Source organism: Microbacterium sp. USHLN272, assembly GCF_037149655.1.
GTDB classification, from domain to species: domain Bacteria; phylum Actinomycetota; class Actinomycetes; order Actinomycetales; family Microbacteriaceae; genus Microbacterium; species Microbacterium galbinum.
Map to the genome: position 1 here is coordinate 776,220 of NZ_JBBCRA010000001.1, position 17,453 is coordinate 793,672.

General features: G+C 69.4%; 15 protein-coding genes. 4 read left to right on the forward strand and 11 right to left on the reverse strand.

The window, feature by feature from the left end:
• Nucleotides 1–27: 27 nt before the first annotated feature.
• The 5 genes from WFJ97_RS03920 to WFJ97_RS03940 all read right to left on the reverse strand — a co-directional run bounded on the left by WFJ97_RS03920 (nucleotide 28) and on the right by WFJ97_RS03940 (nucleotide 5,165).
• Nucleotides 28–300, reverse strand: coding sequence for a YlxR family protein (locus WFJ97_RS03920; protein WP_281731225.1), 273 nt, complete (start codon nucleotides 298–300; stop codon nucleotides 28–30).
• A 63-nt stretch (nucleotides 301–363) separates the two neighbouring features.
• Nucleotides 364–1,347, reverse strand: a complete 984-nt coding sequence (gene nusA / locus WFJ97_RS03925; RefSeq protein ID WP_247622757.1) for a transcription termination factor NusA — start codon at nucleotides 1,345–1,347, stop codon at nucleotides 364–366.
• An 87-nt stretch (nucleotides 1,348–1,434) separates the two neighbouring features.
• Entirely contained in the window at nucleotides 1,435–2,499 is a 1,065-nt protein-coding gene (locus tag WFJ97_RS03930) for a TIGR00730 family Rossman fold protein (RefSeq protein WP_336640536.1), read from the reverse strand.
• 95 nt (nucleotides 2,500–2,594) lie between these two features.
• Entirely contained in the window at nucleotides 2,595–4,349 is a 1,755-nt protein-coding gene (locus WFJ97_RS03935; protein WP_336640537.1) for a proline--tRNA ligase, read from the reverse strand.
• A gap of 45 nt (nucleotides 4,350–4,394) precedes the next feature.
• The gene (locus WFJ97_RS03940) at nucleotides 4,395–5,165 is read right to left on the reverse strand and encodes an isocitrate lyase/PEP mutase family protein (RefSeq protein ID WP_247632419.1); all 771 of its coding nucleotides are present in this window, start codon (nucleotides 5,163–5,165) and stop codon (nucleotides 4,395–4,397) included.
• A gap of 92 nt (nucleotides 5,166–5,257) precedes the next feature.
• Here WFJ97_RS03940 and WFJ97_RS03945 point away from each other — a divergent pair, with 92 nt between their 5' ends.
• Nucleotides 5,258–6,676, forward strand: coding sequence for an RNB domain-containing ribonuclease (locus WFJ97_RS03945; RefSeq protein ID WP_336640538.1), 1,419 nt, complete (start codon nucleotides 5,258–5,260; stop codon nucleotides 6,674–6,676).
• Nucleotides 6,677–6,683: 7 nt separating this feature from the next.
• Here WFJ97_RS03945 and WFJ97_RS03950 read toward each other — a convergent pair whose 3' ends face one another.
• Together WFJ97_RS03950 and ispG are read right to left on the reverse strand one after the other, a co-directional pair.
• Entirely contained in the window at nucleotides 6,684–7,547 is an 864-nt protein-coding gene (locus tag WFJ97_RS03950) for a hypothetical protein (protein ID WP_336640539.1), read from the reverse strand.
• A gap of 17 nt (nucleotides 7,548–7,564) precedes the next feature.
• Nucleotides 7,565–8,695, reverse strand: a complete 1,131-nt coding sequence (ispG, locus tag WFJ97_RS03955) for a flavodoxin-dependent (E)-4-hydroxy-3-methylbut-2-enyl-diphosphate synthase (protein WP_336641852.1) — start codon at nucleotides 8,693–8,695, stop codon at nucleotides 7,565–7,567.
• Nucleotides 8,696–8,946: 251 nt separating this feature from the next.
• On the opposite strand from ispG, the gene WFJ97_RS03960 reads away from it, so the two are divergent.
• Nucleotides 8,947–10,830, forward strand: a complete 1,884-nt coding sequence (locus tag WFJ97_RS03960; RefSeq protein WP_336640540.1) for a chorismate-binding protein — start codon at nucleotides 8,947–8,949, stop codon at nucleotides 10,828–10,830.
• 9 nt (nucleotides 10,831–10,839) lie between these two features.
• Here WFJ97_RS03960 and WFJ97_RS03965 read toward each other — a convergent pair whose 3' ends face one another.
• A complete protein-coding gene (locus tag WFJ97_RS03965) occupies nucleotides 10,840–12,153 on the reverse strand; it encodes a M50 family metallopeptidase (RefSeq protein WP_336640541.1) in 1,314 nt (437 codons plus the stop codon).
• Nucleotides 12,154–12,214: 61 nt separating this feature from the next.
• On the opposite strand from WFJ97_RS03965, the gene WFJ97_RS03970 reads away from it, so the two are divergent.
• Nucleotides 12,215–13,837 (forward strand): Mur ligase family protein, encoded by a 1,623-nt coding sequence (locus WFJ97_RS03970; protein ID WP_336640542.1) that lies wholly within the window; start codon nucleotides 12,215–12,217, stop codon nucleotides 13,835–13,837.
• A 3-nt stretch (nucleotides 13,838–13,840) separates the two neighbouring features.
• On the opposite strand, the gene dxr is transcribed toward WFJ97_RS03970, so the two are convergent.
• Nucleotides 13,841–14,923, reverse strand: a complete 1,083-nt coding sequence (gene dxr, locus WFJ97_RS03975; protein WP_247622766.1) for a 1-deoxy-D-xylulose-5-phosphate reductoisomerase — start codon at nucleotides 14,921–14,923, stop codon at nucleotides 13,841–13,843.
• A 35-nt stretch (nucleotides 14,924–14,958) separates the two neighbouring features.
• The gene (locus WFJ97_RS03980; protein WP_336640543.1) at nucleotides 14,959–15,981 is read right to left on the reverse strand and encodes an FKBP-type peptidyl-prolyl cis-trans isomerase; all 1,023 of its coding nucleotides are present in this window, start codon (nucleotides 15,979–15,981) and stop codon (nucleotides 14,959–14,961) included.
• An 89-nt stretch (nucleotides 15,982–16,070) separates the two neighbouring features.
• Between WFJ97_RS03980 and WFJ97_RS03985 the strand changes: the two genes are divergently transcribed.
• Complete coding sequence (locus WFJ97_RS03985; protein WP_247622768.1) at nucleotides 16,071–16,868, forward strand: lysophospholipid acyltransferase family protein; 798 nt, start codon at nucleotides 16,071–16,073, stop codon at nucleotides 16,866–16,868.
• A 14-nt stretch (nucleotides 16,869–16,882) separates the two neighbouring features.
• Here WFJ97_RS03985 and WFJ97_RS03990 read toward each other — a convergent pair whose 3' ends face one another.
• On the reverse strand, nucleotides 16,883–17,377 hold the full coding sequence (locus tag WFJ97_RS03990) for an OsmC family protein (RefSeq protein ID WP_247632427.1): 495 nt from the start codon (nucleotides 17,375–17,377) through the stop codon (nucleotides 16,883–16,885).
• Between the last annotated feature and the right edge of the window lie 76 nt (nucleotides 17,378–17,453).

The following is a 17,453-nucleotide window of genomic DNA, read 5'->3' on the forward strand; positions in this document are numbered from 1 at the left end:
GGGCAGACCATTAGTCGCGGACGGGTCTCATTTCGAGCCGTTCACTTTGTTTCCATAGCCGTTCAGCCGTTTCTCGATGGTCTGCGTGTCCACAGGGGTGGACACACGGAGTGCTCGTCCGAAAGCGCGGCGCCGCAGTGCGGACGCCATGCATTCCTGCGTCGGATGCATCCACGCGCCTCGCCCCGGCAGGACGGCGCGCTCATCGATGATGAGGATTCCGTTCTGGGACACCACCCTGAGGAGGGCGGAGCGGGGAGCACGCATGCGACAGCCGACGCACGTTCGTACGGGTTCCATCTTACACCTGCGTTTCCTCTCGCTCGGCACGCGGGCGGCGCGTGCCGAGCGGACGGTGGGCGCTCAGTCCAGGACGCTGTCCGGCTGGATGTCGATCTTGGCGCCCGTGAGCTTCGCGGCGAGACGGGCGTTCTGCCCCTCCTTGCCGATCGCCAGCGAGAGCTGGTAATCGGGAACGAGGGCTCGGACGGCCTTGGTGGTGGCGTCGAGGATGAACGAGCTCGTCACCTTCGCCGGGGAGAGCGCGTTCGCGACGAAAGCCGCGAGCTCCGGGTCGTGGTCGACGATGTCGATCTTCTCCCCCGACAGCTCTTCGGTGACGGCGCGCACGCGGCGGCCGAGCTCGCCGATGCAGGCACCCTTGGCGTTGATGGACGGGTCGTTGGCCTTGACCGCGATCTTCGAGCGGTGCCCCGCCTCGCGGGCCAGGGAGACGATCTCGACGAGGCCGGCCGCGATCTCGGGGACCTCGAGCGCGAAGAGCTTGCGGACGAGACCGGGGTGCGTGCGCGAAACGGTGATCTGCGGGCCCTTCAGCCCCTTCGCCACACTCGTCACGTAGACGCGGATGCGCGATCCGTGCGTGTACTCCTCGCCGGGAACCTGCTCCTCGGGGGGCAGGATGGCCTCGACGGAACCGAGATCCACATGGATCATCCGCGGGTTCGGACCCTGCTGGATGACGCCCGCGACGATGTCGCCCTCCTTGCCGCGGAACTCGCCGAGCACGGCCTCGTCGGCGATGTCGCGGAGGCGCTGGCTGATGACCTGCTTGGCGGCGAAAGCGGCGATGCGGCCGAAGTCGCTCGGCGTCGCGTCCTCCTCGCCGATGATGGCGCCCTCGTCGTCGGAGACCGCCTGCAGAACGGCGACGTGACCGGTCTTGCGATCGAGGTCGACGCGCACGCCCTCGGGAAGGTCGCCCTCGGCCGAGACGTGCTTGGAGTAGGCGGTCAGGATCGCCTGCTCGATGATCGCGACGAGTTCGTCGAAGGGGATCCCCTTCTCCTTCTCGATTCCACGCAGCAGGCTCAGTTCGATATCCATGACGGCTCCCTATTCAGCTCTCGTCGCGCGGAATCACACACGCGACATCCGTACAACGATACCCCGCCCCCGCCACGGGTCGCCACGTCAGGCCGACGGCGACCTCTCCGGCAGCGCATCCGCGGAGGGCAGGGCGTTGATCGCGCCGATCAATCGGAACAGGTCGCCCACGCGTCGCTGGTCGAGGCGGAGCGCCAGCCGAGGAAGGTCGACGGCATCGCCATCGGCGATCTCCACGGATCGCGGGGTGGCGCGCTCGATGCGGTCGGACGCCAGCATCGACGCGAAGCGCTCGTTCAGGTCGGCGAGCTCGGCATCCGTCGGTTCCGCCCGGAGCCGCAGCACCAGCGTGTCCCCGAACCAGCGCAGCGAATCGTAGTTGCGCCAGAACCCCGTGATCTCCGCCCGCGCGGCGTCGACGGAGTCCGTGATCACCACTCGATCGAAATCGCCCTCCGAGATCACCCCCGCCGGCGCGAGGTGCTCGTCGACGAAACTGCGCAGCCCCTCCCAGAATCGCCCACCGGTCTCGTCGAGGAGCACGATCGGCATCGGCTCCGCCTTGCCCGTCTGCTGAAGGGTGAGGAGCTCGAACATCTCGTCGAGCGTGCCGAACCCGCCGGGCAGGCAGATGAACCCCGCCGACTCCTTGATGAGCATCAGTTTGCGGGTGAAGAAGTACTTCATCGCCACGACGTGGTCCTGACCGGACGACACGATCCCGTTGGGCTTCTCTTCGAAGGGTAGGCGGATCGAGACACCGAGCGAGAGTGCGGGCCCGGCTCCCTCCGCAGCGGCCTGCATGATCCCCGGCCCTGCACCCGTGACGACCATCCATCCATCGGTCGCCAGCGCCGCCGCGACGTCGCGGGCCTGCCGGTACAGCGGATCGTCGGTGCGCGTGCGAGCGGATCCGAAGACCGTGACCTTGGGCACACCGCGGTACGGCGCGAACAGTCGGAACGCGTCGCGCATCTCCGCGAGCGCCGCTGAAGCGATCTTGAGGTCGAGACGGTCGGTGCCGTCCTCCCCCAGCAGGATCGCGGTGCGCAGCATCCTCATCACGAGCCGACGGTCGGCATGCACTCCGGCATCGTCGAGCACGGCGTTGATCTCGGCACTCAGGGCATCGGGGAGCGGTTCGTCGATCATGCGTCCAGCGTGTCACGACCCGCTGAACGGGCGCGAGGTGCCACACCGAGAACGCGAACGCCGCGCCCCGACGGGACGCGGCGTTCGTTCGATCGTCAGCGGGAGAGTCGTTCGACGGCTTCGGCGATCGACACGGCCTCGCGGTCACCCGTGGCGCGATCCCACAGCTCGACCTGGCCCTCGGCCGCGCCGCGCCCGACGATCACGATCTTCGGCACGCCCACGAGCTCGGCATCGCCGAACTTCACACCGGGTGAGACCTTGGGGCGATCGTCGTAGAGCACGTCGAGCCCGATGCCCTCCAGAGCGGACGAGAGCTCCGCCGCGACGTCGAACGCGATCTGGTCGCGGCCGGCGGCGACGACCTGCACGTCGAAGGGCGCGACCGACGCGGGCCAGATGAGCCCCTTGTCGTCGTTGTTGAGCTCGGCGATGATCGCCAGGATGCGCGTGACGCCGATGCCGTACGAGCCCATCGTGACCGTGACGAGCTTGCCGTTGACGTCGAGCACCTTGAGACCGAGCGCCTCGGCGTACTTGCGCCCGAGCTGGAAGACGTGCCCGATCTCCATGCCGCGCGCGAGCTCCACGGGTCCGGAGCCGTCGGGGGCGGGGTCGCCGGCGCGCACGTTGGCGATCTCGACGATGCCGTCGGCTGTGAAGTCGCGCCCGGCGACCACCGAGTGCGCGTGCTTCTGGTCGATGTTCGCCCCGGTGATCCAGCTGGTGCCCTCGCTGACCCTCGGGTCGACGAGATAGCGGATCCCGGTGGCGGACTCCTCGCCCAGCACCGCGCCCGTGGTCGACCACGGGCCGATGTAGCCCTTCACGAGCAGCGGATGCTTCGCGAAGTCCTCCGGGGTGGCGGTCTCGACCTCGGCCGGCGCGAAGGCCACCTCGGCGCGCTTCTCGTCGACCTCACGGTCGCCCGGGATGCCGACGACGACCAGCTCGCGCGTGCCGTCGAGGTGCGTGAGGGCGAGGACGACGTTCTTGAGCGTGTCCGCCGCCGAGTACTCCCCGTCGAGAACGGCGTTGGAATGCGCGACCAGCGTGTCGATGGTCGGGGTGTCCGGCGAGTCGAACACGATCGGCGCGGCATCGGCGTCGAAGGCGACGGCGTCGGGCACGGCGGTGGTGAACGCCTCGACGTTCGCGGCGTATCCGCCGGCGCTGCGCACGAAGGTGTCCTCGCCGACCGGGGTCGGGTGCAGGAACTCCTCGCTCCGCGAGCCGCCCATGGCCCCGGCATCCGCCTGGACGATCACGTACTCGAGCCCCAGCCGCTGGAAGATGCGCTCGTACGCATCGCGCTGCGCCTGGTAGCTGGCCTCCAGCCCCTCGTCGGATGCGTCGAAGGAGTAGGCGTCCTTCATCGTGAACTCGCGTCCGCGCAGCAGACCGGCACGCGGGCGGGCCTCATCGCGGTACTTGTCCTGGATCTGGTAGATCGTCAGCGGCAGGTCCTTGTACGAGGAGTAGAGATCCTTGACGAGCTGCGTGAAGGCCTCCTCGTGGGTGGGCGCGAGCAGATAGTCGCCCCCCTTGCGGTCCTTCAGGCGGAAGAGCAGGTCGCCGTACTCGTCCCAGCGTCCCGTCGCCTCATAGGCCTCGCGCGGCATGAGCGCCGGGAAGTGAACCTCCTGCGCGCCGGCCGCGGCCATCTCCTCGCGCACGACGGTCTCGATCTTCGACTTGACCCGCAGGCCCAGTGGCAGCCACGCGAAGATGCCCGCCGCCTGCGGCCGGATGTAGCCGGCGCGGATCAGCAGCTTGTGACTCGCGACCTCTGCACCTGCAGGGTCTTCACGGAGAGTACGGAGGAAGAAGTTCGAAAGACGAGTGACCACGGGCCAAGTCTACTGACCCGTGGTCGTCGTCTTTCGGCGGATGACTCAGTTGAGCGCCGGGAGCCCCTCAGGCACGACGCCACCCTTGTAGAGGCTGGCGGCGAGCTCCTGCAGCGCCGTCAACGCGGCTCGCTGCGGGAGCGGGCCGTAGGAGATACGGGCGACGCCGAGCTTCTCGTACTGGGCGGCGCTGAGCGCGCCCGGCAAGCCGATCACGCTCACCTTCCTCTCGCCGATGCCCTCGACCAGCTGGCGAGTGACGTGGGCGTCGAGGATGCCGGGTACGAACACCGACGTGGCGCCGGCATCGATGAACGCGCGACCGCGCTGGATCGCGTCGGCGACGCTCTGTTCGACCGGGCGCCCGCCGGCGCGGACGAACGCGTCGGTGCGTGCGTTGAGGGCGAACGGCACGCCCTCCGCCTCGGCCGCCTTGACGATGGCTTCCACTACGGCGACCGACTCGTCGAGGGGCTTGAGGCGATCCTCGACGTTCGCGCCGACGACACCGGCGGCGATGGCGAGACGCGTGGTCTCCCCCGCGTCGTCGTAACCGTCGTCGAGGTCGGCGGTGACCGGCACGTGGACGGATGCCGCGATCCGGCCGACCATGTCGAGCATGATGTCGCGCGGGATCGTGCCGTCGTCGTAGCCGAACGATGCGGCGATGCCGTGACCGGCCGTCGCGATCGCCCGGGTCTCGGGGAGCTTGGCGACCGCTCGCGCGGACACCACATCCCATACGTTCACGACGCGGAGGATCTCGGGGGCGTCATAGAGGTCGACGAGGGTCTGAGCCTTGGCTGAAGTGGTCATGTCCTCCACGCTAACGCGAACCCCCGACGATCGGGCCGCCGGGAATCGCCCCGTGACGATCCTCCGCGTGAGGATCCGCCTAGTGTGGACGCATGCCGCAGCGTCGTTCGCACGTCGACCCCTCCGCCGCGCAGACCGAGCTCGCCGTCGCGCTCTCGGCACTGCGTGCAGACCTCGATGCCCCGGTCGACTTTCCCGCCGAAGCGCTCGACGAAGCACTCTCCTCCCCCTCGCCGCCGCCCGAGCTCGACCTGCGCGATGTGCCGTTCGCGACGCTCGACCCGCCCGGCTCCCGCGATCTCGACCAGGCGTTCCATCTCGAGCGCGCCGGCCGCGGGTACACCGTGCGCTACGCGATCGCGGATGTCCCCGGCTTCGTCTCCCCCGGGGGCGCCGTCGATGTCGAGGCGCGGCGCCGCGGCCAGACGCTCTACGCCGCCGATGGATCGATCCCGCTGCATCCGCCCGTGCTGAGCGAGGACCGCGCCTCCTTGCTCCCCGACGTCGATCGCCCCGCTCTCGTATGGACCTTCGGTCTCGACGGTGACGGAACCGTCGTCGGCACCTCACTCGAACGAGCGCTGATCCGGTCGCGGGTGCAACTCGAGTACGCCAGCGCCCAGGATGCGGTCGACCGTGGCGAGGACGGGCCTGTCTCCCTCCTGCCCGAGATCGGCCGGCTGCGCATCGCGCAGGAGCGAGCCCGGGGCGGCGCCAGCCTGAACCTGCCCGACGAAGAGGTCGTCCGGACCGACGCCGGCGGATACGCGATCCGACGGCGCAGCCCCCTCCCCGTCGAGGAGTGGAACGCGCAGTTGTCGCTCATGACGGGCATGGCGGCCGCCTCGCTCATGCTCGAGGCGGAGGTGGGTATCCTGCGCACGATGCCCCGCCCCGACGACGCGGCGTTCGACACGTTCCGCCGACAGACGGCGGCGCTGGGACGGCCCTGGACCACCGGCGATTACGGCGACTTCCTCCGGGACCTGGATCGCACCGACCCGCTGACACTTCCCGTGCTGCAGGCGGCCGCGACCCTGTTCCGAGGTGCCGGCTACGTGACCTTCGACGGCTCGACACCGACCGACACCGTGCAGGCCGCGATCGCCGCGCCCTACGCCCACGCGACGGCGCCGCTGCGCCGACTCGTCGACCGATGGACGCTGACGATCTGCCTCGCCGTGTCCCGCGGTGAAGCCGTGCCCTCGTGGGTGCGGGACTCGCTCGCCGACCTGCCCGGTCTGATGCAGGACTCGTCGCAGCGCGCCTCCCGGCTCGACGCCGCCACCGTGAACGCCGTCGAGGCCGCGCTCATCACCCCGCTGGTGGGTTCCCGGGTCGATGCGACGATCATCGAGCTCCGCGGGGAGCGCGCGCGGATCCAGCTGGCGGACCCCGCCGTCACGGCATCCGCACCCGTTCCGATCGATGCGCGCCCGGGAGACGTCGTCCGCCTGCGCGTCGCGCGTGCGGACATCGGTGCGGGCGAGATCGAGTTCTCCCTGGACTGACCGTGCGTCAGGCCGCGGGGACGACGGTCGTCGTCATCACGAGCAGCTGCGGATCACTCAGATCGAGCGACACCCGGATCGCTTCGAACGCCGCCAGCGAATCCACGTGCGTACCGCCGCAGAGGATCACCGCCTCCCCCTCGGGGAGCTCGCAGTGCCACCGGCGCCGGTCGACGATCGCCGGCCCCTCGGTGACGATCCGGCTGCCCGCGGCGGAGGACACCCACGCGGTCAACTGCGCGTTGATCGATGCCTCCCGCTCGGCGAGCGTCGCCGCGAACGTCTCGGTGTCGAAGCCGGCGCGCCGCAGGCTCTTGCCCAGGCGATACTCGTCGACGCTGCCGTCCTCGTGGATACGACTGGACTGATTCGCCCGCCCCTCGAAGTCGGGCGTACCGAGGGCATCGGTTCCCGGATCCTTGCGCCACAGGTCGGCGACGGCCAGATCGAGCGCCAGCGACGCGAGATGGCAGGCCGTATGACCACGGCTGAGTCCCGCTCGGCGCGGCTCGTCGACCACGAGCCGGGCCGCCGCGCCCTCCGTGAATCCCGCAGGCGCCGAGCCGTCGAGGCGATGGGCGACCAACCACGTCCACCCGTCGGCCCCGCGTCGCACCGGGATCGCCGCGCCGATCGCGAAGTCGCCCTCATCGCTGACGGCGGCCATGAGCGCCTCCGCGACCGTGACGCTCTCCTCGCCCACGACGATCGTTCCCGTATCGCCCGGCTGATCGGGCCACGTGTGATCGACCGGGTGGAAGGGCGTCGCCTCGACGACGACGACGGCGCCGTCGTCGACCGGCTCGATACGGGTGATGACGCTCTCGCCCCGGACGGAACCGTCGGCGAACGACACGACTGTCGACGACATTGCTTCTCCCTGCCGGGTCAGACGGTGACGACCTGCGCGGTGCCGAGCGGGGCCTCGGGACCCATCTCGGCGGCGATCCGGTTCGCCTCCTCGATCAGCGTCGCGACGATGTCGGCTTCGGGCACGGTCTTGATGACCTCGCCCTTGACGAAGATCTGGCCCTTGCCGTTGCCCGACGCGACTCCGAGGTCTGCTTCGCGCGCCTCGCCCGGCCCGTTGACCACACAGCCCATGACGGCCACGCGCAGCGGCACCGTCATGTCCTTGAGGCCCTCGGTGACGTTCTCGGCGAGCGTGTAGACGTCGACCTGCGCACGGCCGCACGAGGGGCAGGAGACGATCTCGAGCTTGCGCTCGCGCAGGTTCAGCGACTGCAGGATCTGGTGCCCGACCTTGACCTCTTCGGCCGGCGGGGCGGAGAGCGAGACGCGGATGGTGTCGCCGATCCCCTCGCCGAGGAGGATGCCGAACGCGGTGGCGCTCTTGATCGTGCCCTGGAACGTCGGTCCCGCCTCGGTGACGCCGAGGTGGAGGGGCCAGTCGCCGCGCTCGGCGAGCTGACGGTATGCCTTCACCATCACGATCGGGTCGTTGTGCTTGACGGAGATCTTGAAGTCGTGGAAGTCGTGCTCCTCGAACAGCGAGGCCTCCCAGACCGCGCTCTCGACGAGCGCTTCGGCGGTGGCCTTGCCGTATTTGGCGAGGATGCGCCGGTCGAGCGAACCGGCGTTCACGCCGATGCGCAGGGAGACGCCCGCGGCCTTCGCCGCCTCGGCGATCTTGCCGACGTTGCCGTCGAACTCGCGGATGTTGCCGGGGTTCACCCGAACGGCACCGCATCCGGCGTCGATCGCCGTGTAGATGTAGCGCGGCTGGAAGTGGATGTCGGCGATCACGGGGATCTGGCTCTTCATCGCGATGATCTTGAGCGCGTCCGCGTCGTCCTGGTGGGGAACGGCCACGCGCACGATCTCGCAGCCGGACGCCGTGAGCTCGGCGATCTGCTGAAGGGTCCCGTTGATGTCGGTCGTCTTCGTCGTCGTCATCGACTGAACGGTGACGGGAGCATCCCCACCCACGAGCACCTTGCCCACCTTGATCTGGCGAGACTTGCGGCGCGGGGCGAGGACTTCGGGGATCTTCGGCATTCCGAGGTTCACTGCTGGCACTGCTCCAGACTACGCCGCCAGGATGGGCGCAGGCTGGAAGCGGAGCCGGGGGAACGGGCCGTCATCCGCCCGGCCGACGCACCCCCGGTGTGGTAGTTTCGCCCCATGCTCGCGAACTTCACCTGGTGGCCCGCCTCCTAGGCGGTGTGTTCGCGTTCCCACGAATCCAGACCGCCTCCGGGGCGGTCTTTTCGTTGCGCCGAGCCGGAGCCCTGCACAGGAGACCATCGATGACCCTCTCACGACTCGCCGCGCTCACGGCCGACCCGCGTTCTTCCTTCGTGCTGATCGCACGCGATGGCGCCGACACCGTCGAGCTGCTCACCGGCGAGGTGGTCGACGTCGATCTGCTCGCGGACATCCCGCTGACCGTCGACGGAGCCGCCCGCGAGGTGTTCGCCCTCGTTCCGTATCGCCAGGTGCGCGAGCGCGGTTTCGTCTCGCAGGACGACGGTGCGCCGCTGCGCTGCATCGTCGTCGACGAGCATCTGCACCTCCCGACGCCCGACCTCCTCACCGCGCTGCCCGAAGCGCGGATCCCCCTGCAGGACGACGGCTTCGACATCGCCGACGACGAGTACGCCGCGATCGTCGAACGCGTCATCGCCGACGAGATCGGCCGCGGCGAGGGCGCGAACTTCGTCATCCGGCGCGACTTCACCGCACGCATCGACGTCGACGAGCGCACCGCGGCCCTCACCTGGTTCCGCGCACTGCTCACGCACGAGCGCGGCGCGTACTGGACTTTCGCCGTCTTCACACCCGGTCACATCGCCGTCGGCGCCAGCCCCGAGGCGCACGTCGTCGCACGCGACGGAATCGTCACGATGAATCCGATCTCCGGCACGTTCCGCCACCCCGCGGGAGGAGCGACCAAGGAGACACTGGTCGACTTCCTGTCATCGACGAAGGAGACCGAGGAGCTCTTCATGGTCGTCGACGAAGAGCTCAAGATGATGAGCGCGGTCTGCTCCGACGGCGGTCGCATCACGGGGCCGCACCTCAAGGAGATGTCCCGGCTCACGCACACCGAGTACATGCTGCGGGGCCGGAGCCGACTCGACCCGCGCGACATCCTCCGCGAGACGATGTTCGCCCCCACCGTCACCGGGTCTCCCATGCAGAACGCCTGCGCGGTGATCCACCGGCACGAACGCGAACCGCGTGGCTACTACTCCGGCGTCGCCGCGCTCTTCACCCCGAACCTCGACGGCGGTCATGACCTCGACGCCCCCATCCTCATCCGCACCGTGTATCTGAAGGGCGGGGAGGTGCGGGTGCCCGTCGGGGCGACGCTCGTGCGCCACTCCGATCCGCACGGTGAGGTCAGCGAGACCCATGGGAAGGCTGCCGGTGTGCTCGGCGCCATCGGGGCGATCGATCGGGACCGTGTCGCCGAGGAGCGCAGCGATGCGGATGCCCCGGGCGCCCCGCTGACGCTCGCCGACGACCCCACGGTCGCGGCGCTGCTCTCCTCGCGGAACGCACGCCTGGCGGATTTCTGGCTGAACCCGCAGGGCGATGACGATTCGGGTCCGTTCGCCGGGCGCACCGTACTCGTCGTCGATGCGGAGGACCGCTTCACCACGATGCTGGCGCATCAGCTGCGGCACCTGGGTCTCGACGTGCGGATCGCAACGTGGAGCGATGTGCACGACGCCGATATCGACGCGGTCGACCTGGTCGTCGCGGGTCCCGGTCCGGGAGACCCGCGCGACACCGAGAGCCCGCGCATCTCGCGGATGCGCGACGTCGTCGCGCGCCGCCGCTCGGCGGGGGCACCGCTCCTCGCGGTCTGCCTCAGCCACCAGATCCTCGCCGATTCCCTCGGCATCGCGCTGACCCCGCTGGATGCTCCCCACCAGGGTCTGCAGAAGTCGGTCCCGGTCTTCGGCGAGGACGCGTCGATCGGCTTCTACAACACGTTCACCGCGCGGGTCTCCCCCGGTGCGACCGTCATCGGCGACGCCGAGGTCTCGGCCGATTCCACCAGCGGTGACGTCTACGCTCTGCGCGGGCCGCGCTTCTCATCGGTGCAGGGGCACCTCGAGTCGATCCTGTCTCGCGACGGCATCCGCACCCTGGAACGCCTCGTCGCTCACGCACTCCGCTGAGCGGGCCCCCTACTGCAGGAAGTTCACCGGGTTGAACAGATCGGCGAGGAGCAGAAGTGCGCCCATCCCGATCAGCAGGACCGCGACCACGACGGTGAGCGGCACCAGCTTCGTGGCGTCGACCGGTGCGGGCGGCGGGCGGCGGAACAGGCGCGCCCATCCGCGCTTGATCCCCTCCCACAGCGCGACGACGATGTGACCGCCGTCGAGCGGCAGCAGCGGGATCAGGTTGAAGACGAAGAGGGCGATGTTCAATGAGCCGAGCAGGTTCAGCAGCACGGCGAAACGGTTGAGCACCGGCGCATCGGTGGCGGCGACCTCACCGGCGAGCCGCCCGACGCCGACGACGCTGAGCGGTCCGTTCGGATCACGCTCGCTCCCGGTGAACAGGGAGACGCCGACGTCCCAGAGGCGCACGGGCAGCGTCGCGATCAGATTCGCGACACGGCCCACGTTCTCGATGGCCATCTGGGGTCCGACCGACAGCGGCTGCGGGACGTAGCCCATCTGCGCGAACATCCCGACGTAGCCGACCTCCTTCACCACCGGATCCCCGGCGTCGTCGAGGATCGGGCGGCCACTGGCATCCGTCAGCGTGCGCTCGGCGACGATCGGGGTGATCTCGAGGTTCTGCTCGGTGCCGCCCCGCCGCACGACCACGTCGAGCGTCTCGCCCGGCGCCGCCTGCACGATCGCGGTGGCCTCCGCGAAGGTCGACACCGGGGTGCCGTCGATCGAGACGAGGATGTCGTTGGGCAGGATCCCGGCTTCGGCCGCCGGTGAGGCCGGGTCGTCGGCCGTGCACTCGGTCTGCGACGAACCGGCCGGCAGCACGCACTCCGTCACCGACGAGATCGTCGTGGTGCCCTGCTGCAGTCCGATCCCCGAAGCGAGAACCGTGAAGATGAGAAGCGCCAGAACGAGGTTCATGAACGGCCCGCCGAGCATGACGATCACGCGCTTCCAGACCGGGAGCTTGTAGAAGACGCGGTCCTCCTCGCCCGCCGCGATCGTCTCGTCGTTCGCGGCGCGCGCGTCCTGGACGAGCGAACGGAAGATCCCTGTTGCTGCGCGGGAGTTCTTCGAGGCCGGGTACATGCCCGACATCGAGATGAACCCGCCGATCGGCAGCAGCTTGAACCCGTACTCCGTCTCGCCGATCCGGCGCGACCAGATGCGCGGCCCGAAGCCGATCATGTACTGGCCGACGCGCACGCCGAAGAGCTTCGCGGGCAGGAGGTGACCGATCTCGTGCAGTCCGATCGAGAGCGCGAGCCCGACCAGCATGAACAGGATGCCACCCACATAGAGCAGGGTTTCCACGCGCCAACGCTACTGCCTGGAGCCTAGGAATACGCCCGGCGCGTGAGATCATGGAAGAGACATGTCGATTGAACAACAACCGAGCCTGCCTCCCGTGCTCCGCCCCGCGAACCCGCCCCGGCGTCAGCTGTCCGAACTCGCCTCCCGATTCGCTCGCGACACGCGCGGCGAGCTGCAGGGGGTGGCCGTCAGCGGCATCACCCTCGCGACCGCCGACCTCCGCGCGGGAGAGGCCTTCGTCGCGATCCGGGGCGTGAACCGCCACGGCGCCGAGTTCTCGGCCGCGGCCGCCGAGAAGGGCGCGGTCGCGATCATCACCGACGACGACGGCGCCGCGATCGCCGAGTCGGTCGGCCTCCCGATCCTGATCGTCGACGATCCGCGTGCGGTCCTGGGCGACCTGAGCGCCTGGGTCTACGGCACCGGGGCCGACGATCCGCTCCCCCTGCTCTTCGCGACCACCGGGACCAACGGCAAGACGAGCGTCTCCCATCTGCTCGCCGGCATCCTCGACCAGATCGACGTCGTCACCGGGCTCTCCTCGACCGCCGAACGGCACATCGCGGGCGAGGTCATCGTCTCGCGACTGACGACGCCCGAAGCATCCGAGTTCCACGCCCTCCTCGCCCTCATGCGCGAGCGCGACGTCGAGGCCGTGGCCGTGGAGGTGAGCGCCCAGGCGCTCTCGCGCCACCGCGTCGACGGCATCCACTTCGACGTGGCCGGCTTCACCAACCTCAGCCACGACCACCTCGACGACTACGCCGACATGGAGGAGTACTTCGAGGCCAAGCTGCCGCTCTTCCGCCCCGACCGCTCGAAGCGCGGCGTTATCTGCCTCGACTCCCCCTCCGGCGCGATCGTCGTCGAACGCGCCGAGATCCCGGTCGTGACGGTGGGCACCCCGCTGATCGCCGCCGACCCGGAGGCCGCGGCGAAAGCGGACTGGGTCGTCACGATCGACGACGAGCGCGCCGCCGGCACCACCTTCACCCTCGCGGGCCCCGCGGGAACCCTCACGACGACGGTCCCGGTGATCGGCCCGCACATGGCCGCGAATGCCGCACTGGCGATCGTGATGCTCCTCGAAGGCGGCTACGCCTGGGAGCGGATCGTCACGGCCCTCGAGCGCGACGGCGGCATCCGCGCGTATCTGCCCGGGCGCACGCAGCTCGTGTCGGGCGAACGCGGCCCGGCCGTTTTCGTCGACTTCGGCCACTCCCCCGACGCGTTCGAGAAGACACTCGCCGCCGTGCGTCGCGTGACGCCGGGACGCGTCGTCATGCTCTTCGGCGCCGATGGCGACCGCGACGCGAGCAAGCGATTCGACATGGCCCGCACGGCCGTGCAGGGCAGCGACATCCTCGTCGTGACCGATCACCACCCCCGCTTCGAGGATCCCGAGTCGATCCGTGCGACGCTGGTGGCGGGCGCACGGAAAGCACGCCCGGATGCCGAGATCCACGAGTACTCGCCGCCGGAGACGGCCATCGTCGCCGCTGTCGAGCTCGTCGGGGACGGCGATGCGATCCTCTGGGCAGGACCCGGGCACCAGGACTACCGCGATATCCGCGGTGTGCGCACGCCGTACTCGGCCAGGGAACTCGCCCGCCGCGCTCTGCGCGCGGCCGGGTGGCCGGTGCCGGACTCGCGTTGGCCCGTGCCCTACCCCGACGAGGACTGAGGCTCAGGCGGCGGCGATCAGCCGGTCCGCCTTCTGCCGCGCCCAGAGCTCGGCCGCGGCGAGCGACTCCACCGTGAGCTGCTCGGGCGGTTCGTGCGCATCCACGACGCGGGCGATCGTGTCGACGATTCCCAGGAACGGAAGTCGTCCGTCGTGGAAGGCGTCGACCGCCTGCTCGTTCGCGGCGTTGTAGACGGCGGGGAACGTCGCTCCCGCACGTCCGACGGTCTTCGCGAGCGCGACGGAGGGGAAGGCCTCCTCGTCGAGAGGTTCGAACGTCCAGGAGGACGCCGTCCTCCAATCGAGGGGGCGCCCCACCCCACCGACGCGGTTCGGCCAGTCGAGTCCCAGCGAGATCGGCAGGCGCATGTCGGGCGGCGATGCCTGGGCGATGGTCGAGCCGTCGATGAATTCGACCATCGAGTGCACGATCGACTGCGGGTGCACCACGACGTCGATGTCGTCGTAGGCGATGTCGAAGAGCAGGTGCGCCTCGATGACCTCGAGGCCCTTGTTGACGAGGGTGGCGGAGTTGGTGGTGACCATGCGCCCCATATCCCAGGTCGGGTGGGCCAGGGCTTCGGCCGGCGTGACCTCGGCGAGCTCCTGCCGGGTGCGCCCGCGGAAGGGACCGCCGGATGCCGTGACGACGAGCCGACGCACCTCGGCGTGCGTTCCGCTGCGGAGCGCCTGCGCGATCGCGGAGTGCTCGGAGTCGACGGGCACGATCTGCCCGGGCCGTGCCGCGGCGAGCACCAGCTCGCCGCCCACGATGAGGGACTCCTTGTTCGCCAGGGCGAGCGTGCGTCCGGCTTTCAGAGCGGCGAGTGTCGAGCCGAGGCCGATCGATCCCGTGATCGCGTTCAGCACCACGTCGGCGTCGACGTCGCGCACGAGCTGCTCGGCCTCGACCGCCCCCAGAGCGGTGCTCTCGACACGGAAGCTCTCGGCCTGCTCGCCCAGCATCTCTGCGTTCGAGCCTGCAGCGAGACCGACCAGTTCGAAACGGCGGGGGTTGGCACGGATGACGTCGAGCGCCTGCGTGCCGATGGAACCGGTGGAGCCGAGGACGATGATGCGCTGCATGTCGTCAGCCTATGACACGTCCTCGGCTCCGCCGCTTACTGCTGGACCTGCTCCGGCGGGGTGGTCGCGAGGATGTCCACGACGAACACGAGGCTCTCGTTCTGGAGCTCGTTGCCCTCGCTCGCGCCGTACGCCTCGGACGGCGGCATCGTCACGATGACCTGCGATCCGACCTTCTGGCCTTCGAGCGCCTTCTTGAAGCCGGTCACGACACCCGTCGTGGGGAACTGCGCCGGCGCCGCTCCGCGGCTCCAGCTGGAGTCGAACTCTTCCCCGTCCGACCACTTGATGCCGCGGTACTGAACAGTGACGAGATCACCCTCGGCGACCGTCGCGCCGTCGCCCTGCTTCAGGACCGCGACCTTCGTCTCGGCCGGAGCGTCGCCGTCCGGGAGAGTGATGGTGGGGGCGCCGTCCGCGTCGAGGTCGACGGTGGGCATCCCCGCTTCGGGCTCGACGTCCGTACCCGATGCGATGGTCGGGAGCTTCTCGATCGTCTGGACGTAGAGCACGCTCGGGTTCAGGCCCTCCTGCGAGGCGGGGAGGGTGAGCACGACGCTCGACCCGACGGGGAGGCACTCCGCTGCGACCGTGAACACGGTCGACTGCGTGGGGTCGGAGATCTGCTGCTGCTGCGAGGCGAGCAACGCGGAGAGGATGCCGTCCGGGCCGCGCTCGGAGCTGCTCAACACCTCGTTGGTCGTCGCGTCGACGAGCTGGTAGCGCAGCGAGACGAGGTCGCCGGGAAGCACCTCGTCGCCGTCGCCCTCGGTGATCACCGAACGCTCGGGCTCGGTGATCTCGGTGCCTGCGGGGACCGTCACCTTCGCGTCGCCGTCCGTTCCCTCGACCGTGACGGCGTCGGATCCGGCACCGGATGCGAGGTCGGCGAGGCACGACGTCGCTCCCGCGGTCTCCTCCGGCGTGGCCGAGCTCTCCGGCTCAGCGCTGCCGGAGCAGCCGGCCAGCAGAAGGGTCGCCGCGGCGACGGTGGACAGGAGGACGAGCGGACGCTTGCGCACAGTTGAGCCTTCGAGATCGCGGGCGGGACGCTTCATCCTCTCGCATTTCGCTTGGCCCGCGCTGGGAGACGCGACACAACCGCTTCATTCCAGTGCCGGCATGGATCTCGGAGTAGCCTTCTCTGATGACCTCTGAGCCGTCCGTGGACCCGGAATCGTCCCCCGCAGAGACCGCAGAGACCTCGAAGTCAGCGGAGCCTCGTCACGCCGGATTCGCCTACGCGCTGGGGCGCAGCATCATCAGCCCGCTCGCCCGGCTGATCTATCGTCCGCGCGTCGAGGGCAAGGAGAACGTCCCGCGCACCGGGGCCGTGATCTTCGCCAGCAACCACCTGTCCTTCATCGATTCCATCGCGATCCCGGTTGCAGCCCCCCGTCCGGTGCATTTCCTCGCGAAATCCAGTTACTTCGAGGGCACCGGCGCCAAGGGCTGGCTGAGCAAGACCTTCTTCGAATCCATCGGAGCCATACCGGTACGCCGCGGTGCCGGACAGGCTGCTCTGGACGCACTCGACCTGCAGCGCCAGCTGCTCGATGAGGGACTCGCCGTAGCGCTCTACCCGGAGGGCACCCGTTCCACCGACGGTCGGCTCTACAAGGGCCGCACGGGCGTCGCCTTCCTGGCTCTGCAGACCGGAGCGCCCGTCGTCCCCGTCGGGCTCATCGGAACCGACAAGGTGATGCCGGTCGGCGCGAAGATCCCCACGACGAAGGAGCGCATCACGGTGCGTTTCGGCAAACCCCTCGATCTCGCCCCGCACGGTCCGGCGACGAGCGGTCGAGCGCGTCGTCTCGCGACCGACGAGATCATGGCCGCGATCCACGCGCTCTCGGGCCAGGAGCTCGCCGGGGCATACAACGAAGCTCCCGCGCAGGGAGCGATCGAGAAGATCAAGCAGGCTCTGCCGCACGAGCGTCGCTGACGGTCGTCGAGCGCTCAGCCGAGGGCGGTCACCGTGGCCTCGTGCCGCACGGGGAAGTTCATCGAGTTCGCGATGAAGCACCACTCGTTGGCCTGCACGTGCGCGCGCTCCGCGGCCTCGATCATGGAAGCGTCGGCGACGACGACCTGCGGGTGCAGCGTGACCTCGGAGAACGCTCCGCCGCCCGCGCCGTCTTCGCGCATCGTGCCGGTCGCGTCGTCGCGGTAGGAGAGGACGACCACGCCCGCGGTGACGCACGCGTGCAGGTACGAGAGCAGGTGGCATTCCGACAGCGCTGCGACGAGGAGGTCCTCGGGGTTCCATCGCGCGGGGTCGCCGCGGAAAGGCTTGTCGGCGGATGCGAGGAGCATTGGCTTTCCCTCGACGGAGATCTCGACGTCGCGCCGATAGTCGCGGTAGCCGCTCGTGCCGGTCCCGGTGTTGCCGGTCCAGATGCTCGTGAGCGCATAACGGTGCTCTCCGAGGATGCGCGTTGCGTGTTCTGCCATGCTCCCCAGTGTGCCACCGGTCGCCGACACTCCCGGCGCCGCACTCGCTTCGGCGACTCGTCGGGCGGCGGGGATA

Bases quoted from the DNA above. Each gene is read 5' to 3' on its own strand.
- WFJ97_RS03940 (WP_247632419.1), bottom strand. From the start codon at position 5,165: ATGACCACTTCAGCCAAGGCTCAGACCCTCGTCGACCTCTATGACGCC.
- WFJ97_RS03990 (WP_247632427.1), bottom strand. From the start codon at position 17,377: ATGGCAGAACACGCAACGCGCATCCTCGGAGAGCACCGTTATGCGCTC.
- WFJ97_RS03980 (WP_336640543.1), bottom strand. From the start codon at position 15,981: ATGAAGCGTCCCGCCCGCGATCTCGAAGGCTCAACTGTGCGCAAGCGT.
- dxr (WP_247622766.1), bottom strand. From the start codon at position 14,923: ATGCAGCGCATCATCGTCCTCGGCTCCACCGGTTCCATCGGCACGCAG.
- WFJ97_RS03920 (WP_281731225.1), bottom strand. From the start codon at position 300: ATGGAACCCGTACGAACGTGCGTCGGCTGTCGCATGCGTGCTCCCCGC.
- nusA (WP_247622757.1), bottom strand. From the start codon at position 1,347: ATGGATATCGAACTGAGCCTGCTGCGTGGAATCGAGAAGGAGAAGGGG.
- WFJ97_RS03945 (WP_336640538.1), top strand. From the start codon at position 5,258: ATGCCGCAGCGTCGTTCGCACGTCGACCCCTCCGCCGCGCAGACCGAG.
- WFJ97_RS03985 (WP_247622768.1), top strand. From the start codon at position 16,071: ATGACCTCTGAGCCGTCCGTGGACCCGGAATCGTCCCCCGCAGAGACC.
- WFJ97_RS03930 (WP_336640536.1), bottom strand. From the start codon at position 2,499: ATGATCGACGAACCGCTCCCCGATGCCCTGAGTGCCGAGATCAACGCC.
- WFJ97_RS03970 (WP_336640542.1), top strand. From the start codon at position 12,215: ATGTCGATTGAACAACAACCGAGCCTGCCTCCCGTGCTCCGCCCCGCG.
- ispG (WP_336641852.1), bottom strand. From the start codon at position 8,695: ATGCCGAAGATCCCCGAAGTCCTCGCCCCGCGCCGCAAGTCTCGCCAG.
- WFJ97_RS03950 (WP_336640539.1), bottom strand. From the start codon at position 7,547: ATGTCGTCGACAGTCGTGTCGTTCGCCGACGGTTCCGTCCGGGGCGAG.
- WFJ97_RS03960 (WP_336640540.1), top strand. From the start codon at position 8,947: ATGACCCTCTCACGACTCGCCGCGCTCACGGCCGACCCGCGTTCTTCC.